General features: G+C 49.0%; 19 protein-coding genes. 10 read left to right on the top strand and 9 right to left on the bottom strand.

From position 1 onward, the window contains the following. Positions 1-135: 135 nt before the first annotated feature. The 5 genes from AC4BAP_RS07420 to AC4BAP_RS07440 all read right to left on the bottom strand — a co-directional run bounded on the left by AC4BAP_RS07420 (position 136) and on the right by AC4BAP_RS07440 (position 5,553). Positions 136-540, bottom strand: coding sequence for a hypothetical protein (locus AC4BAP_RS07420; protein ID WP_490581991.1), 405 nt, complete (start codon positions 538-540; stop codon positions 136-138). An 83-nt stretch (positions 541-623) separates the two neighbouring features. Further along, a complete protein-coding gene (locus tag AC4BAP_RS07425; protein WP_490581992.1) occupies positions 624-1,103 on the bottom strand; it encodes a hypothetical protein in 480 nt (159 codons plus the stop codon). A gap of 768 nt (positions 1,104-1,871) precedes the next feature. Continuing rightward, positions 1,872-2,966 carry a hypothetical protein gene (locus AC4BAP_RS07430; protein ID WP_490581993.1) on the bottom strand — a complete coding sequence of 365 codons (1,095 nt, stop codon included), beginning with the start codon at positions 2,964-2,966 and terminating at the stop codon, positions 1,872-1,874. A 90-nt stretch (positions 2,967-3,056) separates the two neighbouring features. Then, positions 3,057-3,863, bottom strand: a complete 807-nt coding sequence (locus tag AC4BAP_RS07435; protein WP_490581994.1) for an FRG domain-containing protein — start codon at positions 3,861-3,863, stop codon at positions 3,057-3,059. Positions 3,864-4,491: 628 nt separating this feature from the next. Further along, positions 4,492-5,553, bottom strand: coding sequence for a PA0069 family radical SAM protein (locus tag AC4BAP_RS07440; protein WP_490582323.1), 1,062 nt, complete (start codon positions 5,551-5,553; stop codon positions 4,492-4,494). A 141-nt stretch (positions 5,554-5,694) separates the two neighbouring features. Here AC4BAP_RS07440 and AC4BAP_RS07445 point away from each other — a divergent pair, with 141 nt between their 5' ends. From AC4BAP_RS07445 to cysM, 4 genes are all read left to right on the top strand, one after another. Next, positions 5,695-6,534, top strand: coding sequence for an oxidoreductase (locus AC4BAP_RS07445; protein WP_490581995.1), 840 nt, complete (start codon positions 5,695-5,697; stop codon positions 6,532-6,534). A gap of 75 nt (positions 6,535-6,609) precedes the next feature. Then, positions 6,610-7,467: a pirin family protein gene (locus AC4BAP_RS07450; RefSeq protein WP_490581996.1), complete on the top strand. Its 858-nt coding sequence runs from the start codon at positions 6,610-6,612 to the stop codon at positions 7,465-7,467. Positions 7,468-7,559: 92 nt separating this feature from the next. Continuing rightward, positions 7,560-8,243 (top strand): type 1 glutamine amidotransferase domain-containing protein, encoded by a 684-nt coding sequence (locus tag AC4BAP_RS07455; RefSeq protein ID WP_490581997.1) that lies wholly within the window; start codon positions 7,560-7,562, stop codon positions 8,241-8,243. An 883-nt stretch (positions 8,244-9,126) separates the two neighbouring features. Then, complete coding sequence (gene cysM, locus AC4BAP_RS07460) at positions 9,127-10,014, top strand: cysteine synthase CysM (RefSeq protein ID WP_490581998.1); 888 nt, start codon at positions 9,127-9,129, stop codon at positions 10,012-10,014. Between the two features lie 121 nt (positions 10,015-10,135). Here cysM and AC4BAP_RS07465 read toward each other — a convergent pair whose 3' ends face one another. Continuing rightward, complete coding sequence (locus AC4BAP_RS07465; RefSeq protein WP_490581999.1) at positions 10,136-11,152, bottom strand: S4 domain-containing protein; 1,017 nt, start codon at positions 11,150-11,152, stop codon at positions 10,136-10,138. A gap of 279 nt (positions 11,153-11,431) precedes the next feature. Continuing rightward, positions 11,432-12,397: a 23S rRNA pseudouridine(2604) synthase RluF gene (rluF, locus tag AC4BAP_RS07470; protein ID WP_490582000.1), complete on the bottom strand. Its 966-nt coding sequence runs from the start codon at positions 12,395-12,397 to the stop codon at positions 11,432-11,434. A 213-nt stretch (positions 12,398-12,610) separates the two neighbouring features. Here rluF and AC4BAP_RS07475 point away from each other — a divergent pair, with 213 nt between their 5' ends. Further along, complete coding sequence (locus tag AC4BAP_RS07475) at positions 12,611-12,871, top strand: hypothetical protein (RefSeq protein WP_490582001.1); 261 nt, start codon at positions 12,611-12,613, stop codon at positions 12,869-12,871. Between the two features lie 358 nt (positions 12,872-13,229). Here AC4BAP_RS07475 and AC4BAP_RS07480 read toward each other — a convergent pair whose 3' ends face one another. Continuing rightward, a complete protein-coding gene (locus AC4BAP_RS07480; protein ID WP_490582002.1) occupies positions 13,230-15,677 on the bottom strand; it encodes a zinc-dependent metalloprotease in 2,448 nt (815 codons plus the stop codon). Between the two features lie 291 nt (positions 15,678-15,968). On the opposite strand from AC4BAP_RS07480, the gene AC4BAP_RS07485 reads away from it, so the two are divergent. The 3 genes from AC4BAP_RS07485 to AC4BAP_RS07495 are packed head-to-tail and all read left to right on the top strand — an operon-like array spanning position 15,969 to position 18,426. Then, a complete protein-coding gene (locus AC4BAP_RS07485; RefSeq protein WP_490582003.1) occupies positions 15,969-16,388 on the top strand; it encodes a c-type cytochrome in 420 nt (139 codons plus the stop codon). Positions 16,389-16,430: 42 nt separating this feature from the next. Then, on the top strand, positions 16,431-17,351 hold the full coding sequence (locus tag AC4BAP_RS07490) for an SMP-30/gluconolactonase/LRE family protein (protein ID WP_490582004.1): 921 nt from the start codon (positions 16,431-16,433) through the stop codon (positions 17,349-17,351). A 28-nt stretch (positions 17,352-17,379) separates the two neighbouring features. Then, positions 17,380-18,426 carry an NAD(P)-dependent alcohol dehydrogenase gene (locus AC4BAP_RS07495; protein ID WP_490582005.1) on the top strand — a complete coding sequence of 349 codons (1,047 nt, stop codon included), beginning with the start codon at positions 17,380-17,382 and terminating at the stop codon, positions 18,424-18,426. Positions 18,427-18,917: 491 nt separating this feature from the next. Here the strand turns inward: AC4BAP_RS07495 and AC4BAP_RS07500 are convergent, their stop codons facing one another. After that, positions 18,918-19,541, bottom strand: a complete 624-nt coding sequence (locus AC4BAP_RS07500; RefSeq protein WP_490582006.1) for a class I SAM-dependent methyltransferase — start codon at positions 19,539-19,541, stop codon at positions 18,918-18,920. Positions 19,542-19,664: 123 nt separating this feature from the next. On the opposite strand from AC4BAP_RS07500, the gene hutU reads away from it, so the two are divergent. Together hutU and hutI are read left to right on the top strand one after the other, a co-directional pair. Next, entirely contained in the window at positions 19,665-21,377 is a 1,713-nt protein-coding gene (gene hutU, locus AC4BAP_RS07505; RefSeq protein ID WP_490582007.1) for a urocanate hydratase, read from the top strand. A 553-nt stretch (positions 21,378-21,930) separates the two neighbouring features. Next, entirely contained in the window at positions 21,931-23,178 is a 1,248-nt protein-coding gene (gene hutI, locus AC4BAP_RS07510) for an imidazolonepropionase (RefSeq protein WP_490582008.1), read from the top strand. Positions 23,179-23,285: the final 107 nt, after the last annotated feature.

The raw sequence follows: 23,285 nt of genomic DNA on the forward strand, positions 1-23,285 counted from the left end.
ACAGCTGGTGTAAAGAGCGGCTGTGCTATCCTTGACGAACCGCCGTATACGCGACCCGTACGTACGGTGGTGTGAGAGGCGCACCCCGTCAGTTAACACTGGCGGGGCCGTCTACTCGATTGGCGTTTCGTGTTTTTACCATTTTACTTCTTCTGCGTATGGTTTGTCTCTATACTTCAAGAAGTCTCTAATCTTTGATTTTTCCAGAGTCTTTACATTCACCTTCCAGACCGCTGATTTATTACTCCACGGGTCAATCAGAACTTCTATAGTATCAACATTTTCTATTCTTATTGAATGTATGTCTGAAAGTTCATCTACAATCCGTGTTTTCCCTTGATTCCAAATTGTCAGGTGGTCACCACCAATAACAGCCCATTTATTGCACTTGTCGATTAGTCCACATGCAGGGTCTCCAATGTACTTTTCTTGCCACAGAATAGCATCACTTTCCTTATCTATTAGTGAAGCGGTTTCCCACTCGTAAAGCAACAGGAGTTGGCTAGTTTCATCTAATATATGGGAGTTCTTTTTTTCCATTCTATACTTTCACATGCACGCCAACGGACTTGGCTAAACTGTGGCGTAGCTAAAGTTTAGGTGTGGTTATGTTATAGGTTATTTTAAATTAGTTCTCTTGACATCGTAATTAACTTATTCCCCACCACTTCTCTTAACTCTATCAAGAAGCTGTCAAGTTCTCTTCTTTTTCTTAACTCCGTAAGCGGGTATGATTTTTTGAACACTTCTGTCTTAATAACCAACACGAAATCCTTCTTTAGTGATTTGTAGATTAATATACCCCCAAAGCAGAAGAAACCTACAATCATAAATATTAAATACCCTAAAGCTTTTCCACCTTGATAACCTAACTGAGTTCTGTAAATAGCTACAGGGCTAAAAACATTGCTAATATAAATTCCTGCTGCAATTAGTGTAAAACCCATAATCAGAACAGCGATATGATTATTTACCACTCTTCCTTTTCGTATCTGAAGCTCGCCAATTTCTTGATAAGAAATCCTTCTGTAGGGATATTTACTCCTTAGCAGCGATATTCCAGTTGTATCAATTCGAAATTCGGAGGTTTCGTATCTTCTCATGCTTTAAATTAAACATAACTAGCGGCTAGCAGGAGTACCTACTCCTACTATCTGCACTATAGGTGGTGTTGTAAAGCTATACTTTAAAAGTATGATTTAATTCGCAGGCGCTTCACCACTATTTTCTTTTATAGTGCGTTACTAATATAGCTCTTTTCCACTGATTGTTATGCAACTGTTATAAGTTAAAACTTGCTTATAATGTGTACAAAGTAAGACTACAAAGGCTGCAGGGTGCGGAAGCGTTGCATAGTCAGGTATTTCTAAAGTGATGAGTACACGCCAATATGAAAAAACACGCTTATACTTATTGAGGTTAAGTTAATACATAAGTATAAAATGCCCACATCCCGCGAGTTTTCAACTCGTGGTTATCCATGGTGCGAGCTTTCAGCTCGCCAAAGCCAGCTGCAAGCCTAACACAGACGTTCGCAAGCTGGAAGCTTGGCTCATGAAGAGCCGCGAGTTGAAAACTCGCGGCATGGATAATTTTCCCTTTAAGATTCGAAATTGAAAAGGAGTTTGAGGCAGATCAAGTAAGGCAAGGATTCAGGTTATTTACAGCTGCGCTGGTCCATCTCGGATCCAATCTCATACATTTTAAAATTCAAGCCCATTTCCATTCAAAAGCTATGGGTTAGCCTCTACAATTTATACCTAACCTGAGAAACCATCAAGACTCAACGCAGCCTTTCTAATCCTTAAAGCCAGTAAGCCGTCATCTACCCATCCACTCATCCAAAACGTATTCACTCATTCAAAACTGCCCTACTGGTACTGAATATACATCGGCGTTGGCTTCAGGGCCAGTACTTCTTCCGGTGTCATCAGTCGGGAATTGTTTTTGGTGTCGTTTTTATAGAAGATCTTGAAACCCGTGAACTGCACCGGCTCTTTCTGGATGTAACGGCGGTAGGTGTCTTTTTTAAGCGATGGCGGACCCCAGCCATCCATGTGCATAACCACCTGCACATCAGGCCTTAAGGTAATGTTCTGGTGGTTCGTGATCATGCGTTGCGTAAAGCGGTGCACAATAAGCAATTTAGGCGGCAGGTTGTGCGCTTTGGCAATATCGGATAACAGTTTGGTAGCGTAGTTTATATCTGCCGCATCAAAAGTGCCTATTTTTCGGCCAGGTATGCTGCCGTCCTTCATCGAGAACTCCGCATCGATGCCCAGGTGCACATGCGGCAGCTTCAGAAACTGCTCCAGCCTTGGCAACTCTTGCTGCAAAGTGCTCTGGCCCACCTGCACATCCAGGAAAACCAGCGCATCGCGTTTGGCGGCCATTGCCAGCACATTTTCGATCATCTTATCGGTCATGCGCAGGCGGTATTTACCCCCTGCACTCGGGTGGCCCTGTGCCGTAACTACAATGGCATGCAATGCAGGCTGTACCGGGGTGTTCGGGTCTGCTTTTTGCCAGTTTTCTACTTCCTGGTCAAGTCTGCGCAGCATTTCATCTTCGGGGTACTCGCCCAAAATACCCATGCGCTTCGAAAGCGGGTTACCATAATAGGCTAGTATGCGCTTGTGTGGGAGTATGGCCCCGGGAGATGGCTCAGGGCCGGGGTATACGTATCCGGAATCCGGAGATGCGGTGGCTGTTGTGGACTCTGGCTGGCTCAGGGGTGCTGCGGCAGAATCGGCGCTGGCCATTGCCATTGAATCTGCATTAGTACCCGATGAGGTTTCGGTCTCCACAACAGGCTGTCGCTCCGGAAGTGTAGCCGACCTTGCTTCCTGTTTCTGCTCGCATGATGCGGTTAGCAATAATCCACACAGCAGGGCAGCGGTTTGGCGGGTATAGCGTTTAAAAAAGTTATATTTTGTAAAGGTGGCAATCGGTAATAGCAACTTCATCTATCTTAAAGTATGTAAAATTCCTTGTGTATATTTTATACGCTTAAGATAGGTATTTCTCTGCATAAATTAGCAGGCAAACATTTATTCTTAGTTAATATTTTGATTGTGCGTATAGTGGCGTTTCAGCCATTGGCTTAAGCCAGTTAAACCCGGGAAAAGTACACGTTCTGTGATGTTAGCCTGGTCTAGTTTATCGCGCACCTCCCATTTCAATCGGGCAGGTATGATCACCCTGAAGTATAAGTCCGGGTGTTTGTCTAACCACATGCTAAGCTCAGCACGCACATCCGACATCATCGAGAACAAGGCATACTGGTGTACGATGCGGGCATCCAGCGAAGGCGGCTCCAGGAACATCACATACTCTTCTTCCTGAAAGCTTTTTAGTGCCTTAAACGAAGGGGCCACCGGCTCTAATACCTCTGGTGTAAACACATTCGAACCTTCATCTTCCAGCGCTTTCATGAGCGGCTGCGGCAAAAACTCCCTCGACTTTACATAGTTCACGCACCAAACGCATCCGTCCTGGTCGTAGCTGCTCAGGTCTTCGGTGGCAAAATGAAGGGCAACATAAGGAGAGTAGGTCCAGTCGAGGAGGCGGGTAGGGAGGCCATGGTGCTGTGCCAGGGCCAGCCAGTTCCAGACGGAGTTACCGGAGGCGGCGCTGGTATGGGCATACTTCCGGAAATTGCGCAGCAGGTGTGGCTCCAGTTGCTCATACTTGCTGCCAATGCGCATAATGCTGGTGCTCAGGTTAAAATCCGGGTTGGAAGTTCCCCGGTACACAAAAGCAGATCTGAATCGCTCTATTTTATCATCCCAGCTATGGTCGAAAAGGGCGTTCTGAAGCTCGGTCCAGCTGTTTACTACAATGTCGTTGGCAGTTAGGTCCATTGGCTGCGGTAAGGGTTTGGTTCTTTAAATACTCTTCCGGCTGCTACGGGTTTTAGAAAAGTATAGCAGGCATTGCAGTAAGATAAGTAAATTTTGGATGAAGTGGATACTTGTTACGCAAGGCAATTTCAAGTTGTAAGGTGGTTTGATTTTTCTGTAGACGATTGACACACCCCTGCCACTCTCTTTAAAAGAGGGCCCCTACCCCCAGAGGGGAATCTCGCATTACCTGGTCCAACCACCCCTAACCCCTCCTGGGGGTGAAGGGGCCCCCTTTAGAGTCAAAGGCGGGGAATTTTTCTTACTGCCTTGTGCTGGCGCGGATCTGTGATCCGTGACTTGTTATACCGTTGGATCTGCGATCCAACTGGGCCAGCTTGTCCCGGGCGCAGTCACGGGAAGGCCCAGCCATAGCCCGACACGAGCGAGGACGCTCGCGCCATGACCTTGAAATTTGTAGAATGAAACGACCCTGCATCAAAGGGGACGTTCTTAGATGTAAAGTAATAATTATTACTTATGCTGAAAAAGTCCCCCTTTGAAGGGGGTAGGGGGATGTCAATCGGTTATTGAAATTAATTAAACGTGAGATGAAAGTTGCGCCCTGATAGGCTGAGTATCATAAGCCCTAAAATAACTCCATCTGCTTGCCAGCCCGCTGGCAGAAATGGCTGTAGTTGAATGGCTTTATACTTCTGCCGGCCATATACTTTTGTTTACTCAGCTTAAACAGTTTTGAGATCGCATCGGCAAACTTACCCTCACCGCGCATGCGCGTCCCAAAGCGGCTGTCGTTCAGGCTTCCCCCATGGCAGTCGGCTATCTGGCTAAGTACTTTGGCGGCGCGGTCCGGAAAAGCCTCCTGTATCCAGTCTTCGAAAATGGGGCCTATACTTCCGTTTAACCGCACAATAGTATAGGCGGCACTTTGTGCTCCCGCCGCTGCAGCCTGCTTTATGATCTGGGGTATCTCGGAGTCGTTGAGCCCTGGAATAACAGGGGCTACCATTACATTTACCGGTATGCCTGCCGCACTCAGTTGTCTTACCACCTCCAGGCGCTTTGCCCCGGAGGCAGTGCGTGGCTCCAGTTTCAGGCGCAGCTTTTCATCCAATGTGGTAATGCTGATGTTCACGTGCAGCAGGTCCAGCTTGTTGAGTTCGGTAAGCAGGTCGAGGTCGCGGAGTATGAGGGCGTTTTTGGTAATGATGCTGACCGGGTGTCGGTATTGCAGCAGCACTTCCAGAATCTGGCGTGTAAGTTTTTTTTTAGCCTCAATGGGTTGGTAGCAATCGGTGTTGCCGGCCAGCATGAGTGGCATAACCTGCCAGTTGGGGCTTTCGAGTTGTTTTGCAAGAACCTGTGGTGCATTTTCTTTAACAATGATCTTACGCTCAAAGTCCAGACCGGCACCATAGCCCCAGTACTGGTGTGTGTTGCGGGCATAGCAGTACACGCAGCCGTGCTCACAGCCCTGGTAGGGGTTAAGCGAGTAGCTCAAACCAATATCCGGACTCTCCACCTTATTTACGATCTTTTTGGGATGCTCAGCCAGAAATTCCGTTTTAGAGTTAGACAGCATCGCTTCATCCAGCCCCTCGATGTGTGCTGCCACGTATTCCTGCTTCAGGTATGGGTTTGCCGGATTATACTGTGCTCCACGTCCTTTTAAAAAATCTTCTGCCTTCATCATAACTTATACTTTCGCTAATATAATTAGTTTTAGCTAATAAACTTAGTTTTAAAGACGGAATTACAAATGGGGTTTGATCAGACGTAACTGCATTGGCATAACTCAAGTTAAATAGGTCGAATAAAACAGGATGAGAAAATGAAACATAGCAAAATATGGTTTATAACAGGCGTGTCGAGTGGGTTGGGCCGCGAACTGGCCAAAGAAGCCGCTGCGCACGGAGACACCGTAGTGGGTACTGTCCGGAAAAAAGAGCAGGTACAGCCGTTTAACGATATTGCCCCGGGCCTGACCTTTGCCCATTTGCTGGATGTGACGGAAGCCGGTGAGGTAAAACGCACGATAAAAGAGGTGGCAGAAAAGTATGGACGGATTGATGTACTGGTAAACAATGCCGGCTTTGGCTTTTTAGGCGCGATGGAAGAGGTTGCCACTGCCGAAGTACGGGAAGTGATGGAAACCAATTTCTATGGGGCGTTGCATGTGACACAGGCCGTACTACCCTATATGCGCAAGCAACAAAATGGCTATATTTTGCAGATATCCTCGGTGGCAGGCATAAGGGCTACACAGGGTTTTGGTGTGTATAATGCAAGCAAGTTTGCCCTGGAGGGATTTAGCGAGGCGATGGCACAGGAAGTGGCTCCTTTTAACATTAAAGTGATTATTGTGGAACCGGGACCATTCCGAACTGAGTTTGCCGGCACAAGTATAAAAAAAGCAGAAAATAAGATAGAAGCCTATGCCCAAACGGCTGGCGCATTTGAACGGGCCATGCATGAGCGTAACGGCAAGCAGGACGGGGACCCGATGAAAGCGGCTGAAGTACTGTGGCAAGTTGTGCAGTCGCCGAACCCGCCGCTGCGCCTGCCCCTTGGCCGCTATGCCTTTGAGGCAGTAAGAACCAAACTTGGTCAGATAGCCTCGGACCTTGATGCCTGGGAAAGTATAGCCGTCCATACTTCATATGTGGAATAATGTAAGGCAACACTGGATTATGATTAAGAGCTATATTTTTGTAATTTAGTGTAGCTACATCAAATTTAAGTCTTTATGCAGAGAAAGATAAAAAAGATACACAAAGCCACCAGCGCGCCAATCGACGACCTGATCACGTACAGGGCTTTGCCAACCAACTCCGTAAGTTACATCGATCCGTTCCTGTTTCTGAACCACCATGGCCCGCAGGTGTACAAGCCGGGCAACCGGGGGCTTCCGTTCGGTCCGCACCCGCACCGGGGTTTTGAAACGCTTACGTTTATACTTGAAGGCGACATCATGCACCAGGACACCGGCGGCGGAAAGGACGTGATAGAGGCCGGTGGGGTGCAATGGATGACCGCCGGTTCTGGCCTTATCCATGCGGAAGTGTCGTCGGAGAAGTTTAAGAAGGAGGGAGGCCCCCTGGAGATACTGCAGCTATGGTTTAACCTGCCGGCAAAGTATAAAATGGTAAAGCCAAGCTATGTTGGATTGCAAAAAGATGAGATCCCGGTGGTTACTGAAGACGAGGGCAAGGTAAAAGTAAATGTGGTGTCTGGTACCTGGGCAAGTACAAGAGGGCCAATTCCATCCCTCAGCGATATACACATGGCAAGTGTAGAAATGCAGCAGGGTGGCAGCTTTGCTACAAGTATAGCCGCTGAGCGAAACATCTTTTTTTACGTGGTGCGGGGCAGCGTAAAAGTAAACGGAGAGGAGGTAGAAAAGCTGCACCTGGTAGAGTTTGCCAATGAAGGTGAGGAACTGGAAGTGGAAGCCAGTACGGATAGTTACCTTCTTCTGGGACATGCCAAGCCATTTAACGAGCCGGTGGTGGCACACGGCCCGTTTGTGATGAACACGGAGCAGGAAATACAGCAGGCCTTTCAGGATTACCACCTGGGCAAAATGGGCACCTGGGCAGGGTAGCAATCTTTAGTTACACCCGAAATGTCAGTACAAGTCCGACAAAGCACTGATAGATTCGTACACGCTTTTATAGCTAAATTTAAATCTATACTATGAAAGTATTATTTGTATTGACCTCTCATGATAAGCTGGGAGATACCGGGCATAAGACCGGCTTTTGGGCAGAAGAGTTTGCAGCGCCTTACTACAAACTGGCAGATGCCGGGGTGGATATTACCATTGCCTCTCCAAAAGGCGGACAGCCGCCCATCGATCCAAACAGTGAGTCGAAGGATGCACAGACGGAGGCTACCGAACGCTTTTACAAGGATAAGGAACTGCAGCAAAAGCTGTCTCAGACCAAAAAGTTAAGCGAAGTAAAGGCCGAGGATTTTGATGCTGTTTTCTATCCGGGTGGCCATGGCCCGCTCTGGGATCTCACAAACGACAAAGACTCCATCAAACTGATCGAGAATTTTGCCAGTCAGCATAAACCGATAGCTACTGTTTGCCACGGTCCTGCTGTACTGGCACAGGTAAAGGCGCCAAACGGCGAACCGCTTGTTAAGGGTAAAAAAGTGGCTGGCTTCACAAACTCTGAAGAAGAGGCCGTGCAACTGAAAGATGTAGTACCCTTTCTAGTAGAGGACAAGCTAAAAGAACTAGGAGGCAACTATACCAAAGCGGGAGATTGGCAACCGCATGTCGTTACAGACGGCATCCTGATCACGGGCCAGAACCCAGCCTCATCTGAGCCGGCCGCTGAGGAATTATTGAAAATGCTGAAAAATAAGTAAGCGTATCAAAATAAGAAATAAACCCCATCAGACAATCAATGCTTTGGTGGGGTTTTTATGTTAAACAGAGGTTTCGGGGAAAGCTTGAAACTCAAGTTGTGACATACTATAAACCGGGCAGGTGTAAACATAATGCCGTCAATTTAAGGATTTTGTACAGCTGATTCGGACATCCTTGTCCGGATCTTGTTCTGCTGCGGACATCCTTGTCCGCGTTGCGGAATACGGGGACAAGGATGTCCCCTGGCAGTTTTACTTTCGGACAAAGAAGTCCGAAAGAGCATTTTCCTTAAGTTAACGATATTGGGTGTAGACACACCCCTGAGAGCTACGCTCGCTCAAAACGCTCGTTTTGGCTAGTCTGCAAGAGTCGGGTCGTTTCATTCTAAGAAAAATTGTCCCCTTGAGGGCAGGGTCGTTTCATTCTAATAAAAAAGTGAAAAAACTCCTGTCATTCTGTTAAGAAACTTGTGAGAGAAAGAGGGCCCCTACCCCCGGAGGTTAAGCTTGTCCTCCCAGCCCCCAAGTTCCTTCCAAGATGACAAAAAAATAGAATGAAACGGCCCTGCCCTTGAGGACAAGTGAAAACGTGAGCTTGAAACTTGCGACCATAGGTCATAGAGGGGTGTTAGTTTTTTACGAAAGGCCCTTCCAACTGGCTTTACACCCCTGTAGAGCATTGCTCGCAACTCTAAAGCTCACGCTTTAGGTTGTCCTCAAGGGGACAATTTTTCTTAGAATGAAATTCCCCTCCTCGGAGGGGTTAGGGGTGGGTTAATCGCACTTAAGTTATAACCTTTGAACTTATTTAACCTGTACCAAAACCAAAAAGCATGGCATGGGTTAATTCAGATTGACACCTTTACATAAAATAACAACCAAGATGGCTACCTTACTCGATTTTATAGGCAATACACCGCTGGTAGAGCTAACCCATATCAATACTAAACCAGGAGTTAAACTTTACGCAAAGCTCGAAGGAAATAACCCGGGAGGAAGTGTAAAGGACCGTGCAGCTTATAGTATGATCAAAGGTGCCCTGGACCGTGGTGAACTGAAGCCCGGCATGAAACTGATCGAGGCTACAAGCGGAAATACGGGCATTGCGCTTGCCATGATCGCCACTTTAATGGGCGTGGAGATCGAGTTAGTAATGCCGGCCAGTGCTACCAAAGAGCGTGTGCAGACCATGGAGGCTTATGGGGCAAAAGTTATACTTACGCCAGCAGAAAGATCTATGGAAGGCGCTATTGACTACGTGGCAGAACAGGTAGAAAATGGTGGCTACCTGGTGCTGAACCAGTTTGGCAACCCTGACAATTACCTGGCGCATGTGCGCACAACCGGCCCTGAGATCTGGCGCGACACGCAAGGGGCCGTTACGCATTTTGTATCATCTATGGGTACTACAGGCACTATTATGGGCACCTCCCGCTACCTGAAAGGACAAAACCCAAAGATCCAGATTATAGGTGCCCAACCCGTGCAGGGCTCCCAGATACCGGGTATCCGGCGCTGGCCAAAAGAGTATTTGCCCAAGATATTCGAACCTGAGCGCGTGGGCAGAACTATAGATGTCAGTCAGGCTGAGGCAACCGCTATGACGCGGAGGCTGGCCCTGGAAGAAGGTATATTTGCCGGCATGAGCAGCGGAGGGGCCGTGCACGTAGCCACCAGGCTAATTGAAGAGCTGGAGGAAGGTGTGGTAGTGTGCATTATCTGCGACAGGGGAGACAGGTATTTATCGTCGGATTTGTTTGCCCAGAAATAGCCTGAAGATAACAGTATGTAGGGAGAGCAGTGCTGGCAAGTAATGGGTTGATGCTGGATAGGCTAAAAGTAAAAGCGGCACTGCAGTTATACTTGCAACGCCGCTTTTGTTTTTACAGTGGCTAACGTGAACGGCCTGACGAACCTCTGGAAGTCCCGCCTTTTTTAGTGCCTCCTTTGTTAAAGCCGCCTTTTGATGGAGCGCCTTTACTTTTGGATGCACCACGAGAGCCTCTAGATGTACCCGCATCTTTTGAAGCAGCGGGTCTCGATTTTCCGATGCGCATGCCCGGGCCACCGCGCTCGGCCGCTTTCTCCTTCGCCGATTTTCTGGCACCAGCCCTGTCCGAAGCATTTGACTCGCGTCCGGCACCTCCTTTAGACCACTGATCCCTTGACTCTGATTTGCTTCTGGCAGAAGTATAGCCGGCACCCGTGGAAACCAGTTTTTTGAAGTTCTCTATTTCCTGTTCGGATAGTGCACGCCAATTCCCTTTCTGCAGTTTGGTCAGCGATATGTTTTGCACCCTAACACGCTGCAGAAAGGTAACTTTATACCCCAGGTTTTCACAAAGCTTTTTGATGGTATGCGTCATGCCGGGCTCCAGCACAATGCGGAAACGGGTGGTTGTTTCTTTGGTGATAACTGCTTTTTTGGGGTTGCCATCTTCAAACGAAGCGCAGGCTTCGCTAAGTTTTGCGATAAACTCCGATGAGAACGGCTTATTAACAGTTACCAGAAGCTCTTTTTCCAGTTTATTGTCTGCCTTGGTTAGCTTCCGCACCAGGTCTGTGTCGTTGCTCAGGAATAAAATACCCTCGTCCTCTCTGTCCAGCTTACCAATTGGCTGTAAAGTGGCCGGGTGGTTTATAGCCCTCACCACGTTATCTCTGACATTCATATCGGCAGTGGCCGACATGCCCGAAGGCTTGTTCAATACCAGGAAAACAGGTGCCTCATCGCGCACACTCAGTATCTGGTCGTCAATCCTGACCTTATCTTTAGGCGTAACTTTAATGCCGGGCTCAGGTTCTTTGCCGTTAACAGTTACCCTGCCTTCTTCTATCAGCCTGTCGGCCTCGCGGCGAGAGCAAAAGCCGGTGTCGCTTATAAATTTATTTAATCGCTTTGGTTCCATGGTGTGTTGTGGCGTTGCTTGTGCCTATACTTACGCCGTTTTAATTAAGAGGGCAAAGTTACAGGAAAAGGAAAGGCAAATGTGAAGAATTATGAATTATGAGTGATGAATTACGAATGAGGCGAAGAGTGGCCAATAATCTTTAATTGTTGTAGAAAAACACCAACAAGATTAGATTCATACTTTTAAACGAATCTTAAACAAGCACTAGGGAAATGAATTACAAATTCATAATTCATAATTCATCACTCATAATTCATAATTCATAATTCCCCAAAGTTATCTTCTTCTGCCTCCCTTTGAGCCTCCGCTTCTGCCTTTTCCGCCGGGTGCAGCACCTTTGGAGGCACCACGTGAACCTCTGGCCGAACTAGACGACTTTGGTTTGTCACGCTTTCCGGTTGCAGCACTTTTTCCGCTTTTTGAGCCACCTCCTGGTTTTGCTCCATAAGAGCTGCTACTTCTTGGTTTAGATTTGCTTTTAGCAGGAGCAGGGGCCTCGGCGCGCTTTTTACCAATAGAGCCTTCCTCAGTTTTAGTGGAACTGGCAACCAGTCGCTGCAGTTCGGCCACTTCAGTTTCCGTCATGTTGCGCCATTGGCCCAGTGGGATTTTAGTCAGCGACAGGTGCATGATGCGCGTACGTTGCAGGGTTTGTACTTCGTAACCTAATGCCTCGCACATGCGGCGTATCTGGCGGTTCATGCCCTGGGTAAGTATGATCCTGAACTTGTTAGGCCCCAGTTGCTCAACAAAGCACTTTTTGGTATTTACCCCAAGTATAGAAACGCCATTGCTCATGCGCTCCACAAATTCGTGGTTAATAGGTTTGTCTACGGTAACGATGTATTCCTTTTCGTGCTTGTTGCCAGCCCGCAGGATCTTGTTTACGATGTCGCCGTCGTTGGTAAGTATGATCAGGCCTTCCGAGTCTTTGTCGAGGCGGCCAACCGGGAAGATGCGCTCCGGGTAATTGGTGAAGCTGATGATGTTGTCACGCTGCGAGGTATCGGTTGTGGTTTCGATGCCGGCAGGCTTGTTCAGGAGTAAGTATACCGGTTCCACGGCGTCTACTTGCAGCAGGTTGCCATCTACGCGCACCTTGTCCTTGGCCGTTACTTTGGCGCCTACTTCGGGGCGTTTGCCGTTTACCATAACACGGCCCTGCTCAATCATTTTGTCGGCTTCGCGGCGTGAGCAGTACCCTGAGTCGCTTATAAACTTGTTTAGTCTGATGGGTTCCATGGCGTAACTGTATATGGGTAATCTTAAACAGCACTATCATTATAGAACCGTTTATACTTTTTATACTTCAAAAGTACGGCAAAGCGGCTTATTTACCTATTTATTATGCCCACACTGCTTCCACAGGTGTCCTGGGTTGATGTGACCGGTATGCTTTTTTGAAACTTAATGACAGCCTTCACGCTTAAAGTATAACACCCTTTCCTATCTGCTATGCTGGAATATTCGCTGTTTGAGAGGCTCCCGTACCGGAGCCAGGAAGAAGCCATCGCAAAAGACGGCACCCTGCTTGCCCAGCGCCTGCACAATGGCTGGACGGTCACGCTTTATGCCCTCAACGGTTCTTTTGTAGAGCTATGGGCAGGGGATGAGGTACAGGTATACAGTTCCTTTAAAAAGACTGCTAACGCGATTGCCATACTTGAGCCTTATGCAGATGGTGTTGATGTGCGGGATGTGCTGGATTTTTGGTAGGTATAACTTCTTTGTTTCATTATTTCTGGCACAAGTCTTAAGCGATAGCGTTGCTTTTTGTTAGTCTAAATTGTAGAGACGCAATATTTTGCGTCTTGTTGGCTATGAGTAAAGACCTCGCAGCGTCCGGAGGTCCTGCGAGTGTCTGGGCAGGAATGGCCGACAGCTACGTAGCTTAAATAAGACGCTCGCGGGTCATAAAGACGCCGCGAGGTCTTCGTAATTTATCCTCTGTAGCCTTGTAGCTAGCAAGACGCAAAATATTGCGTCTCTACATTCCCAATAACGAATGACTAGCAACGAATAACGAAATCCCTTCTCTACATATCCAACAACCAATAACCAACAACTAAAAGCCTCATTCACACCCGATATGCTCACCGCTACCAATTGGAGCCCCAGGAGGCAGGTCTAAGGAACGGCTTGGCTTTATTTCTTCCGTTACAGGGCGGTTCAGGCGGTCCAGGGCAAAGGCCAGGTGCGCCTGGTAAGGGCTGTTGCTGTTTGTGCTGCGCTTGCGTGTGATGTAGTCTTTGATGTCCTGTAAGGCGGCTGTCGCAATAGCGCGTGCCTGGTAAGAGGCGTTTTCGTTGTGGGCCAGCTGCAGTAGGTGCGTTAGTACCAGTTGTTCGGTTTGCATTTGCACTACCTCCTGCAAGCCTTTTTCACGACGTGCTTTCCAGGTTTTATCGATTAACTGTTCTGTTACATGCTGTAGGCCGAGACTGTTGTGGCGGGCATGTAACTCTACCAAACGGGAAGCGCGTTCCGGGTGCAGCAGCAACGACAGGGAGAAATCGGCAGAGGCCTCGGCGGCGGCCATCGGGTCGAAGGTAAGGCCGGTGCGCTTGGCAAAAAGCTCACGGTTGTTGCCTAAACCCGGTGCACGCGGAGGTATAAGTCTGATGATCTCTTCTGGCAGCGTCAGCACCTCTGGTGATATGGTTCGTAACATTCCGTCCAGGGCTTTTTGCTGATCACTTTTGCTTACCGGCTCCGTCACTACCTGCTTGTCGCCGCGTGTGGCGTAAGTATAATTAAGGCCGCCAATTAATTTGGAAGTGGCCTCTGTCTGATAGCGATGGAAATTGTAGACTGGCACCAGCACATCTTCCAGTGTACTCATAGCAGCGCCGGGTTTTATATTTTCTTCAGAGAAATTCTTTAATGCCTTCTCACGAATGCGCAGTACATTGGCCAGTTCTTCAGGTGCATTCAGGCCATTGTCCCAAAGGTGGGCTACCGGGTGTGCGCCGCCTGCGGCACGTGCATCTCTGTCCGATATAAACAACAGTCCCTCTTTAGCACCTTGTCTTAAAATCTCATTCAGTTCTTTTTGCTCGTTGGTTCCTTTCGGAAAGTCCTGGTAACCGTACGTAATGGCCAACTTATCCCAGGCGCCGATACCTGTTTCGTAGGCTTTGCTCAGGTCGATGTTGCCGGCACGGTCCAGCTTAACCATCGGGTGCGGGTAATCCATCACGGAGGCGTTTTCGTTGGAGCTGGCTGCGTAGTTATGCATAATGCCCAAAGTATGGCCCACCTCATGTGCCGACAGCTGCCGGATGCGTGCCAATGCCATGTCCATCATTTCCTTGCTTACCGGTTTACCGTCTATATAAGGAGAAAGCAACCCTTCAGCGATCATGTAGTCCTGTCGCACACGCAACGAGCCCAGCGATACATGTCCTTTTATGATCTCGCCTGTACGTGGATCTATAACCGAGGCCCCGTAAGACCAGCCGCGCGTGCTGCGGTGTACCCACTGAATGATGTTATAGCGAACGTCCATCGGGTCAACGGTATCGGGCAGTACCTCCACCTGGAAAGCGTTTTTGTAGCCAGCCGCCTCATAGGCCTGGTTCCACCAACGCGCGCCCTCTACCAGGGCAGAGCGGATAGGCTCAGGCGCACCGTTGTCAACGTAATAAACAATCGGTTTCACTGCTTCCGACACTTTTGCAGTCGGGTTCTTTTTCTGCAGGCGATGTCGTGCAATAAAGCGTTTGTCTATACTTTCGTCAACAGGTGTGGAGTAGTCGAAGTAGGAGATGCCAAAGTAGCCGGCGCGCGGGTCCATCTTGCGGGGCTGGTAATTGTTGTCGGGCAGCTGGATAAAGGAGTGATGCTGGCGCAGGGTGAGTGCATTTATATCCGGGGCCACCTCACGCAAATAGCGTCCGGCATCTTCGCCTCCGGTGAAGGTAAGGGTAGCTTCAAACTCGGTGTTCTGCGGAAAATTTTTGGTGCGCGGCAAGTATAAAGCGGAGCGGCTTGCATCCAGTTTATAGTTGCCCTGCTTTGTGCGTTTTATACTTCCCGTCACATCATGTGCATCGCGCAGCAGGAAATCAGTGGCATCTACCAACACTTTATTGCCATCGGCAGCCTCCACCTTAAATCCCCAAAGTATAGACTGCGCAAAAGATTCTTCCACGGCACGGCGTTCGTTGGGGTTGTCGGAGGTGGCGCGGTAAGCCAGGTTTGGCTGCACCAGCATTACCTTCGGGCCTTGTTTGCTAAAGTATACCACTTTGGTGCTGCCCAGCTGTCCGCGGTCCAGGCCAATATCGTTGGAGCCAAGGCCTGCCGGCAGTGAGTTTACATACAGGAATTCCTGGTTCAGCTTATCGATCTCCAGCCATATTTTGCCGCTGGCATCGTCGTAGTAAAAAGTAAAGTATCCGGGGTAGCGTTTCATGCCCTCGGTTTTGGAGGCGATGCCCGGCAGTTTCTGCGCCATGGCTATACTTGTTGTAAGAAGTAATAGTATTAGCCACAAGCTTTTTTTAAACGGGGATTTCATGTTTTATGCTCTAAGGTTAGTTTGGGTTGATGATGTAAGATAAGGAATTGTGGGGATTTTGATACAGTAATTATTATGATCCGGAATCAGTTTTAGAGCTATACCCTGGTCATATTTTTAGGGCTAATGGTGCTGTTTAAAAGTCGATTGCTATCATGCGTGAAAAAGGATTTTTGCTTGCTTACCGGTCAAATAATCTCGCTTAAACTTTATCCCGGTTAACATCAATTTCATCACTAAACTTACTATCTTACCGTATATCAAAAAACCTTAACCAGACACTCAAACATTATGAAAAACACCTGCTTATTGCTTGGCCTGGGCCTGCTTTTTGTGGCTTGCGGAGAAGAAAAATCTGACTACGACAAGTACTACGAAAGCAACTACGAACCCGACACCACCCAGGTAACTGGTCCATCGCCACAGGCAAACGCCAGACAGCAACCCGAATTGCCAAAAGGCGCCAAGCTTATCTCTCTTTCCGACTGCCTTTCGTGCCACCGCGAGAATGAGAAACTAATAGGCCCTGCTTATGCAGAGGTGGCACAAAAGTATGAGGCAACCGAAAAGAACATCGATTACCTTGCAGGCAAAATAATTAATGGAGGATCAGGTGTGTGGGGGCAGATACCCATGACAGCCCACCCGGATATCAGCAAAGAAGATGCGCGGGAAATGGCTAGCTATATACTTTCACTTCGAACGCAGTAATAAAATTATACTTCCTCTAATCGGTTACAAACACTTTCTTTAATGACGGACAAGACAAATGCTGTCCCTGAGCTTACTGCTAAACTGGAACTGGATGCCAAAGCCCAACTCGGTGAGGGGGCGCTATGGCATCCAACTGCCCGAAAATTGTTTTGGGTAGACATTGAAGGAAAAGCCTTGCACCTGTACAACCCCGAAAGCGGTGAGGATAAGGTCTTGGTTGTTGGTGGACGCATCGGTACGGTAGTGCCTGTGCAGGATGGCGGGGCACTGGTAGCTTTGCAGCATGGTATTTTTCACATCGATATCCAAACAGGCAAACTCTCTTGTCTAACCAATCCCATAAAACAGGAGGATATTCGGTTTAATGATGGCAAATGTGACCCGGCAGGACGCTTCTGGGTAGGCACCATGGCCCTTGATAAAAGAACCGGTGGGGCAGACCTGTACATGCTGGACCTGGACGGAAAAGTATACCACAAGCTCGGCAACCTGACTATCTCGAATGGCATTGTGTGGTCCCTGGATAAGAAGACGATGTACTTTACAGATACGCCAACGCAGCAGGTGAAAGCTTTTGACTACGATGTAGCATCTGGCGAGATCAGCAACGAGCGGGTGATTATTGAGATTCCGGAAGAGGAAGGCGCCCCTGACGGGATGACGCTGGATGCAGAGGGCAACCTGTGGGTGGCCTTGCATGGAGCTGGCGCTGTGGCAAAGTATAACCCAAATACTGGAGAACTGTTACAGAAAGTGAAAGTGCCGGCCAAAAAAACTACTTCCTGCGCCTTTGGAGGAGGTGATTTAGCTACCCTTTACATTACCACGGCACGCGAAGGCTTAACCCAGGAACAGTTGAAAGAGTATCCTGAAAGCGGTGGCCTGTTCTCGGTAAAGCCAGGAGTGAGGGGAGTGCCGGCAGCATTTTACCAGGGCGCTGTAGAACAAATGATGAAATAAAGTATAAACTCAAACCAAGTATAAAACTATGATACAAACAAAAGGCTACGCTGCTTACGATGCAAACTCAGACCTGAAGCCATATGATTTTGAGCGCCGCGATGTAGGGCCTCATGATGTGAAGATCGAGATACTTTATTGCGGCATCTGTCATTCAGACCTTCACCATGTGAAAGGGGAGTGGGGCGAAATTCTTTACCCGTCTGTGCCGGGCCACGAGATTGTGGGCCGCGTGGTAGCAGTCGGATCAGATGTTCAGAAATTTAAAGAAGGCGACCTGGCCGGTGTTGGCTGCTTTGTAGACTCCTGTCGCCACTGCCACAGCTGCCGTGAAGGTCTGGAGCAATACTGTGAGAACGGCTTTGTGGCAACTTACGGTGGACAGGCGAAGGATGGAAGCGCACCCACTCAGGGCGGCTACTCAAACAATATTGTGGTAGATGAGCAGTATGTGCTGCGGGTGCCATTGCACATGGACCTGTCGCGGGTGGCTCCGTTGCTTTGTGCCGGCATAACAACCTACTCTCCGATAAAGGAATGGAAGATAGGCGAGGGGCATAAGGTAGGTGTGGTTGGACTAGGAGGCCTTGGGCACATGGCTGTTAAGATCGCTGCAGCTAAAGGGGCCAATGTAACGGTACTGAGCACCTCGCCTGAAAAAGCAAAGGATGCCTATGAGTTAGGCGCACACGATTTTGCCAACACCCGCGATAAAGAGGTGGTGAAAAATATGGCCAACTCCTTCGATTTCATCATCAACACAGTGTCTGCGCCACACGACTACAACATGTACATGAACATGCTGAAACGGGATGGCACCATGATCTTGCTTGGCGCACCACCTGCTCCGGCAGAAATCATGGCGGGTAACCTGCTATTCAAGCGCCGCCGTCTGGTAGGCTCGCTTATAGGAGGCATTGCCGAAACCCAGGAAATGCTGGACTACTGCGCCACGCACAACATACTTTGCGATGTAGAGGTTATCCCGATAGATTACGTGAACGAGGCCTACGAACGCATGGTAAAAGGTGATGTGAAGTATAGGTTTGTGATTGACATGGCGAGCTTGAAATAGACCGGTGATTAAGGGGGTTTCATTGATTTAAATGATTGCAAGTTTGTATTGGGCATACTGATCCTGACTTGAAGCGGGGGAATTTCTACAGGCGATTAATACACCCCTTTATGCCTTTTCCCGAATCAAGTCAGGGATCTGCGACTTCAAAGGAAGACATTCTGTAATGCCGGGTCCAACCACCCCTGGCCCCTCTCCCGAAACAAGTCCGGGATCTTCGACTTGTCTAAGGCGGGGAATCTGGTACTACTGTTGTCTAAAATATGAGCACTGTAGCTGATGCTTAACCTCCCTTCACACAAGATCCTTACAGGATGACAGAAGTAGTGACACTAACTAATGCGAAAACAGGAAAAGGAGTAAGTAAAAATTCCCCGCCTTAGACAAGTCGAAGATCCCGGACTTGTTTCGGGAGAGGGGTAGGGGTGGTTGGACCCGGTACTTTGGAAAATAGCTTATGGGTATGGACTATATTTACCATAGCAGGAGGACTACACCTTCCGCAGCACCAGCGTGGTCATACTTCTATCCTGCTCTACCAACACAGTCTTTAAGGGTTCCAGTTTCTCCGCCTGCCATCCTGCTATCAACTCTTGTAGCATGGCCTCATCTGCCAGAAACCAAACGGGACCGTGCGGCATCTGGTAAAGCTTTTCACCGACTTGCTTTAGTTTTCCCTCCATGCCAATGGTGGTGCTGAGCCGGCAGAAAAGCATGCCTCCGGGTTTTAGTACGCGCCAAAGCTCCTGCGCCATACTTTTGAAATGCTCCTCTGATCTGGCAAAATGCAGTACGGCGCTGCACAGCACCACATCAAAACTGGCCTCATCAAATGGCAGTGTGGCCAGGTCGGAAACCACAAAGTTTTGGGCAGACAGGGTAGGAGCCAGCTCTTTTGCCATACTTCTCACCTTAGAAATGGCCTCCTCAGACGCATCGGCGCCGTAAACTTTAACACCTGCCTGCATCAGGTACTGTATATTTCTGCCGCCTCCGCAGCCGGCGTCTAACAGCTTCATGCCCTTGGCTATCCGGCCTTTGAGAAGCTGGTCGAAGAGGTAAATATCATGGTTGTCGAAGTGGCTTGAGAGTGAAGTTAAGGGAAGATGGAACATAGCCTGTCACCGTATAATTTGAAAGCGCAACGTTATACTAAAACGAAATTAAGTATACTTTTCCTGCCTTTTTGTATATTTTTGTTGCATCTTGGTTTCTGACAAAAGTATAGATCAACAACTATGAATATAGCATCCCCATCTACAACAGTTCAGCGCTCAGGTCTTTCTGTGAGCGAGTTTATCCAAAAATACGCCAACCACCCCACTTACATACCGCCAACCGGCCCGGAGCTTAATGCGAAGAACTGGCAGGCGGAGGCGGCATTGCGCATGTTCCTCAACAACCTTACCGATGAGGTAGCCGAGGACCCTGAGCGCCTGGTGGTGTATGGCGGTATAGGCCAGGCGGCACGCACAGTGGCAGATGCACAAAAGATAATAGAGGTGCTCCTTAACCTGGAGGAGGACGAAAGTTTGCTGGTGCAGTCGGGTAAGCCGGTAGGCAAGGTAAGAACCCATGCCGAGGCGCCGCGTGTGCTCATAGCCAACTCTAACCTGGTGCCTCACTGGGCAACCTGGGAATACTTTAACGAACTGCGTGAGCGTGGCCTGATGATGTACGGACAGATGACGGCTGGTAGCTGGATCTACATTGGTACACAGGGTATACTTCAGGGCACTTACGAGACCTTTGCGGCCTGCGGCAGAATCCATTTTAACGACGATCTGCGCCACAAGCTGCTGGTAACCGGCGGACTTGGCGGCATGGGTGGAGCCCAGCCATTGGCGGCAACCATTGCCGGTGCCACCTTCCTGGGGGTAGACGTGGACCCGGAGCGCATCAAAAAGCGCCTGGAAACCCGTTACATCGATAAAATGACCTACGATTACGAAGAGGCAAAAGCCTGGGTGCTGGAGGCGAAAGAAAAAGGCGAGGCCATCTCTGTCGGTTTAGTGGGGGATATCGGGGATACACTGGAGAAACTTATCCAGGACAATATCACACCGGAAATTTTAACAGACCAGACCTCTGCACACGACCCGATAAATGGATATGTGCCAAACGGATTAACGCTGGAAGAGGCGAAAGCGCTTCGCGAAAAAGATCCGCAAGCTTACAAGGCACGCTCCCTGAAAAGTATGGCCCGCCACGTTGGCTTTATGCTGGAATTACAGCGCCGCGGCAGCCGCACGTTCGACTATGGCAATAACCTGCGCGAGTTTGCGCAACAAGGCGGCGAGAAGAACGCCTTTAACATACCGGGCTTTGTGCCGGAGTACATGCGTCCGTTGTTCTGCGAAGGCAAGGGGCCGTTCCGTTGGGCCGCCCTTTCCGGCGACCCTGAAGACATTAAAGTAACCGACGCTGCTTTGAAAGAGCTGTTTCCGGATAATACCCACATGATCAAGTGGCTGGATGAGGCTGAGGAAAAAGTGGCATTCCAGGGCTTGCCTTGCCGTATCTGCTGGCTGGGTATGGGTGAGCGTGAGCAAGCCGGTTTGCTGTTTAACAAGCTGGTGCGTGAGGGAAAGGTAAAAGCGCCTATCGTTATTGGCCGCGACCACCTGGACTGCGGTTCTGTGGCATCGCCGTACCGCGAAACAGAAGGCATGCTGGACGGCTCTGATGCAGTTTCGGACTGGCCGTTGCTTAACCTGATGTCGAATTCTGCGGGTGGCGCTACCTGGGTTTCGTTCCACCATGGAGGAGGCGTAGGTATTGGCTATTCGCAGCACGCCGGCATGGTTATACTTGCCGATGGCACTGAAAGAGCAGACCGTTGCCTGAGCCGCGTGCTTTACAACGACCCTGCCATGGGCATCTTCCGTCATGCTGACGCAGGGTATGAAACGGCTCAGGAAAACGCTGATAAATTTGGCTTGAAGCTATAAGCAATAAGGGACCCCTCCTGTCCTTAAGCTACGCTTAGAACACAAGTATAAAATGGTCTATCTACCGCGAGTTTTCAACTCGTGGTAGGAATAACAGCGAATGTAAATTTGTGTGCTAATAGTAGCTTAAGAACAGGAGGGGCGCTGTTTCTTGATTAAGGTATAAGTTATATTTTTGATGGCGCTCTTCGGAGAGGTCGCGACCCAATGCCGTCAACTTAAGGATTTTGTACTGCTGATTCGGATATCCTTGTCCGGATCTTTTTCTGCTGCGGACTTCCTAGTCCGCACATTACAGTAATATGGGGATTAGGAAATCCCCGGCAGAAAGCTTCCGGACTAAGAAGTCCAAAAGAGCATTTTACTTAAGTTGACGACATTGGGTCACGACCTGTCCCTACGAATCAGAATTTATACTTTACTTTCCAATAGCAATAGCCGCTACAGATGTACCCATCCTGGCTCTTTTATAGGTTGTGTCAGAGCAAACTAAAAAATAGGGCAGCTAGTAACACTAAGTAAATTAACTACTAGAAATGACATTAATAAAACCATGACGACATCAGCATCAACCCATACTTTAATTGGCCCCTTTTCGCAGATACTGACAATGGCAGAGTTGCCTGAAAGCGGAGCCATTGCCGATGAGCAATTACAGGTATTGGAAAATGCAGGTATACTGATCAGCAATGATGAGGTTATTCGGGTAGATGATTTTATAAAGCTGACCCAGGAAGCCGAGCAGTACGACTACGCGATAGAAACCATTGAGGAACCGCTGGTGCTGCTCCCCGGCTTGATTGATGCGCATACCCATATTTGCTTTGCGGGTTCCAGGGCCAACGATTATGCCATGCGCGTAGCCGGAAAATCTTACCTGGACATTGCGCGAAGTGGCGGCGGTATACTTGACAGCGTGCGCAAAACCCGCGAAGCTACGGTGATCGAGTTGGTTGAACTGCTGAAGCGCCGCTGTGATCGTCATTTTAAAGAAGGCATTACCACCTGCGAGGTAAAGAGCGGCTACGGGCTCAGCGTTGACGATGAGATCAAAATGCTGGAGGCGATACAACTGGTTAACAAGCATCACGCCATTGATCTGATACCTACCTGCCTGGCTGCGCACATGCGCCCACCCGAGTACTCGGAGTCAAAAGCCTACCTGGACACCATATTGGAAGAGTTACTGCCTGCCATAAAAGAACAGCAGTTGGCGAACCGGGTTGATATTTTTATTGAAGATACGGCCTTTACCGAAACAGAAGCTATAGAATATTTACTTGCAGCCAAAAAACAAGGCTTTGATGTTACCGTACACGCCGACCAGTTTACCACAGGGGGCAGCAAAGTCGCGGCAGAGGCTGGTGCCATCAGCGCCGACCATCTGGAGGCCAGTGGCGACGAAGAGATCACCTTACTCCGAAATGCCGGTGTGGTGGCAACTGTGCTGCCGGGAGCCTCTCTGGGGCTGGGCATGCATTATGCGCCTGCCCGTAAAATGCTGGATGGCGGCCTGTGCCTGGCCATTGCCACCGACTGGAACCCCGGCTCTGCGCCAATGGGCGATCTGTTGTTGCAGGCTGCGCTGTTAGGTGCCTCCGAAAAACTGACAACAGCCGAGACCCTGGCTGCCATTACCACACGCGCCGCGCGCGCCCTGAACCTGTCTGACAGAGGGCAGCTGGCCGCCGGACTAAAAGCTGATATGATCGCGTTCCCAACAAATGACTACAAGGAGATCTTATACTTTCAGGGTAAACTAAAGCCGACCCGTATCTGGAAAGCTGGCAAAGAAGTATAAACCAGTAAGTAGACTCAAGTTGCGATATATGATAAACCAGGCAGGTGTAAACCCACCCCTTAGAGCTAGCGAGCGTAGTTCTCAGGGGTGGGTTAATCGCAACTAAG

It is taken from the genome of Pontibacter sp. GD7 (assembly GCF_058216375.1).

Bases quoted from the DNA above. Each gene is read 5' to 3' on its own strand.
- AC4BAP_RS07420 (WP_490581991.1), bottom strand. From the start codon at position 540: ATGGAAAAAAAGAACTCCCATATATTAGATGAAACTAGCCAACTCCTG.
- AC4BAP_RS07425 (WP_490581992.1), bottom strand. From the start codon at position 1,103: ATGAGAAGATACGAAACCTCCGAATTTCGAATTGATACAACTGGAATA.
- AC4BAP_RS07430 (WP_490581993.1), bottom strand. From the start codon at position 2,966: ATGAAGTTGCTATTACCGATTGCCACCTTTACAAAATATAACTTTTTT.
- AC4BAP_RS07435 (WP_490581994.1), bottom strand. From the start codon at position 3,863: ATGGACCTAACTGCCAACGACATTGTAGTAAACAGCTGGACCGAGCTT.
- AC4BAP_RS07440 (WP_490582323.1), bottom strand. From the start codon at position 5,553: ATGAAGGCAGAAGATTTTTTAAAAGGACGTGGAGCACAGTATAATCCG.
- AC4BAP_RS07445 (WP_490581995.1), top strand. From the start codon at position 5,695: ATGAAACATAGCAAAATATGGTTTATAACAGGCGTGTCGAGTGGGTTG.
- AC4BAP_RS07450 (WP_490581996.1), top strand. From the start codon at position 6,610: ATGCAGAGAAAGATAAAAAAGATACACAAAGCCACCAGCGCGCCAATC.
- AC4BAP_RS07455 (WP_490581997.1), top strand. From the start codon at position 7,560: ATGAAAGTATTATTTGTATTGACCTCTCATGATAAGCTGGGAGATACC.
- cysM (WP_490581998.1), top strand. From the start codon at position 9,127: ATGGCTACCTTACTCGATTTTATAGGCAATACACCGCTGGTAGAGCTA.
- AC4BAP_RS07465 (WP_490581999.1), bottom strand. From the start codon at position 11,152: ATGGAACCAAAGCGATTAAATAAATTTATAAGCGACACCGGCTTTTGC.
- rluF (WP_490582000.1), bottom strand. From the start codon at position 12,397: ATGGAACCCATCAGACTAAACAAGTTTATAAGCGACTCAGGGTACTGC.
- AC4BAP_RS07475 (WP_490582001.1), top strand. From the start codon at position 12,611: ATGCTGGAATATTCGCTGTTTGAGAGGCTCCCGTACCGGAGCCAGGAA.
- AC4BAP_RS07480 (WP_490582002.1), bottom strand. From the start codon at position 15,677: ATGAAATCCCCGTTTAAAAAAAGCTTGTGGCTAATACTATTACTTCTT.
- AC4BAP_RS07485 (WP_490582003.1), top strand. From the start codon at position 15,969: ATGAAAAACACCTGCTTATTGCTTGGCCTGGGCCTGCTTTTTGTGGCT.
- AC4BAP_RS07490 (WP_490582004.1), top strand. From the start codon at position 16,431: ATGACGGACAAGACAAATGCTGTCCCTGAGCTTACTGCTAAACTGGAA.
- AC4BAP_RS07495 (WP_490582005.1), top strand. From the start codon at position 17,380: ATGATACAAACAAAAGGCTACGCTGCTTACGATGCAAACTCAGACCTG.
- AC4BAP_RS07500 (WP_490582006.1), bottom strand. From the start codon at position 19,541: ATGTTCCATCTTCCCTTAACTTCACTCTCAAGCCACTTCGACAACCAT.
- hutU (WP_490582007.1), top strand. From the start codon at position 19,665: ATGAATATAGCATCCCCATCTACAACAGTTCAGCGCTCAGGTCTTTCT.
- hutI (WP_490582008.1), top strand. From the start codon at position 21,931: ATGACGACATCAGCATCAACCCATACTTTAATTGGCCCCTTTTCGCAG.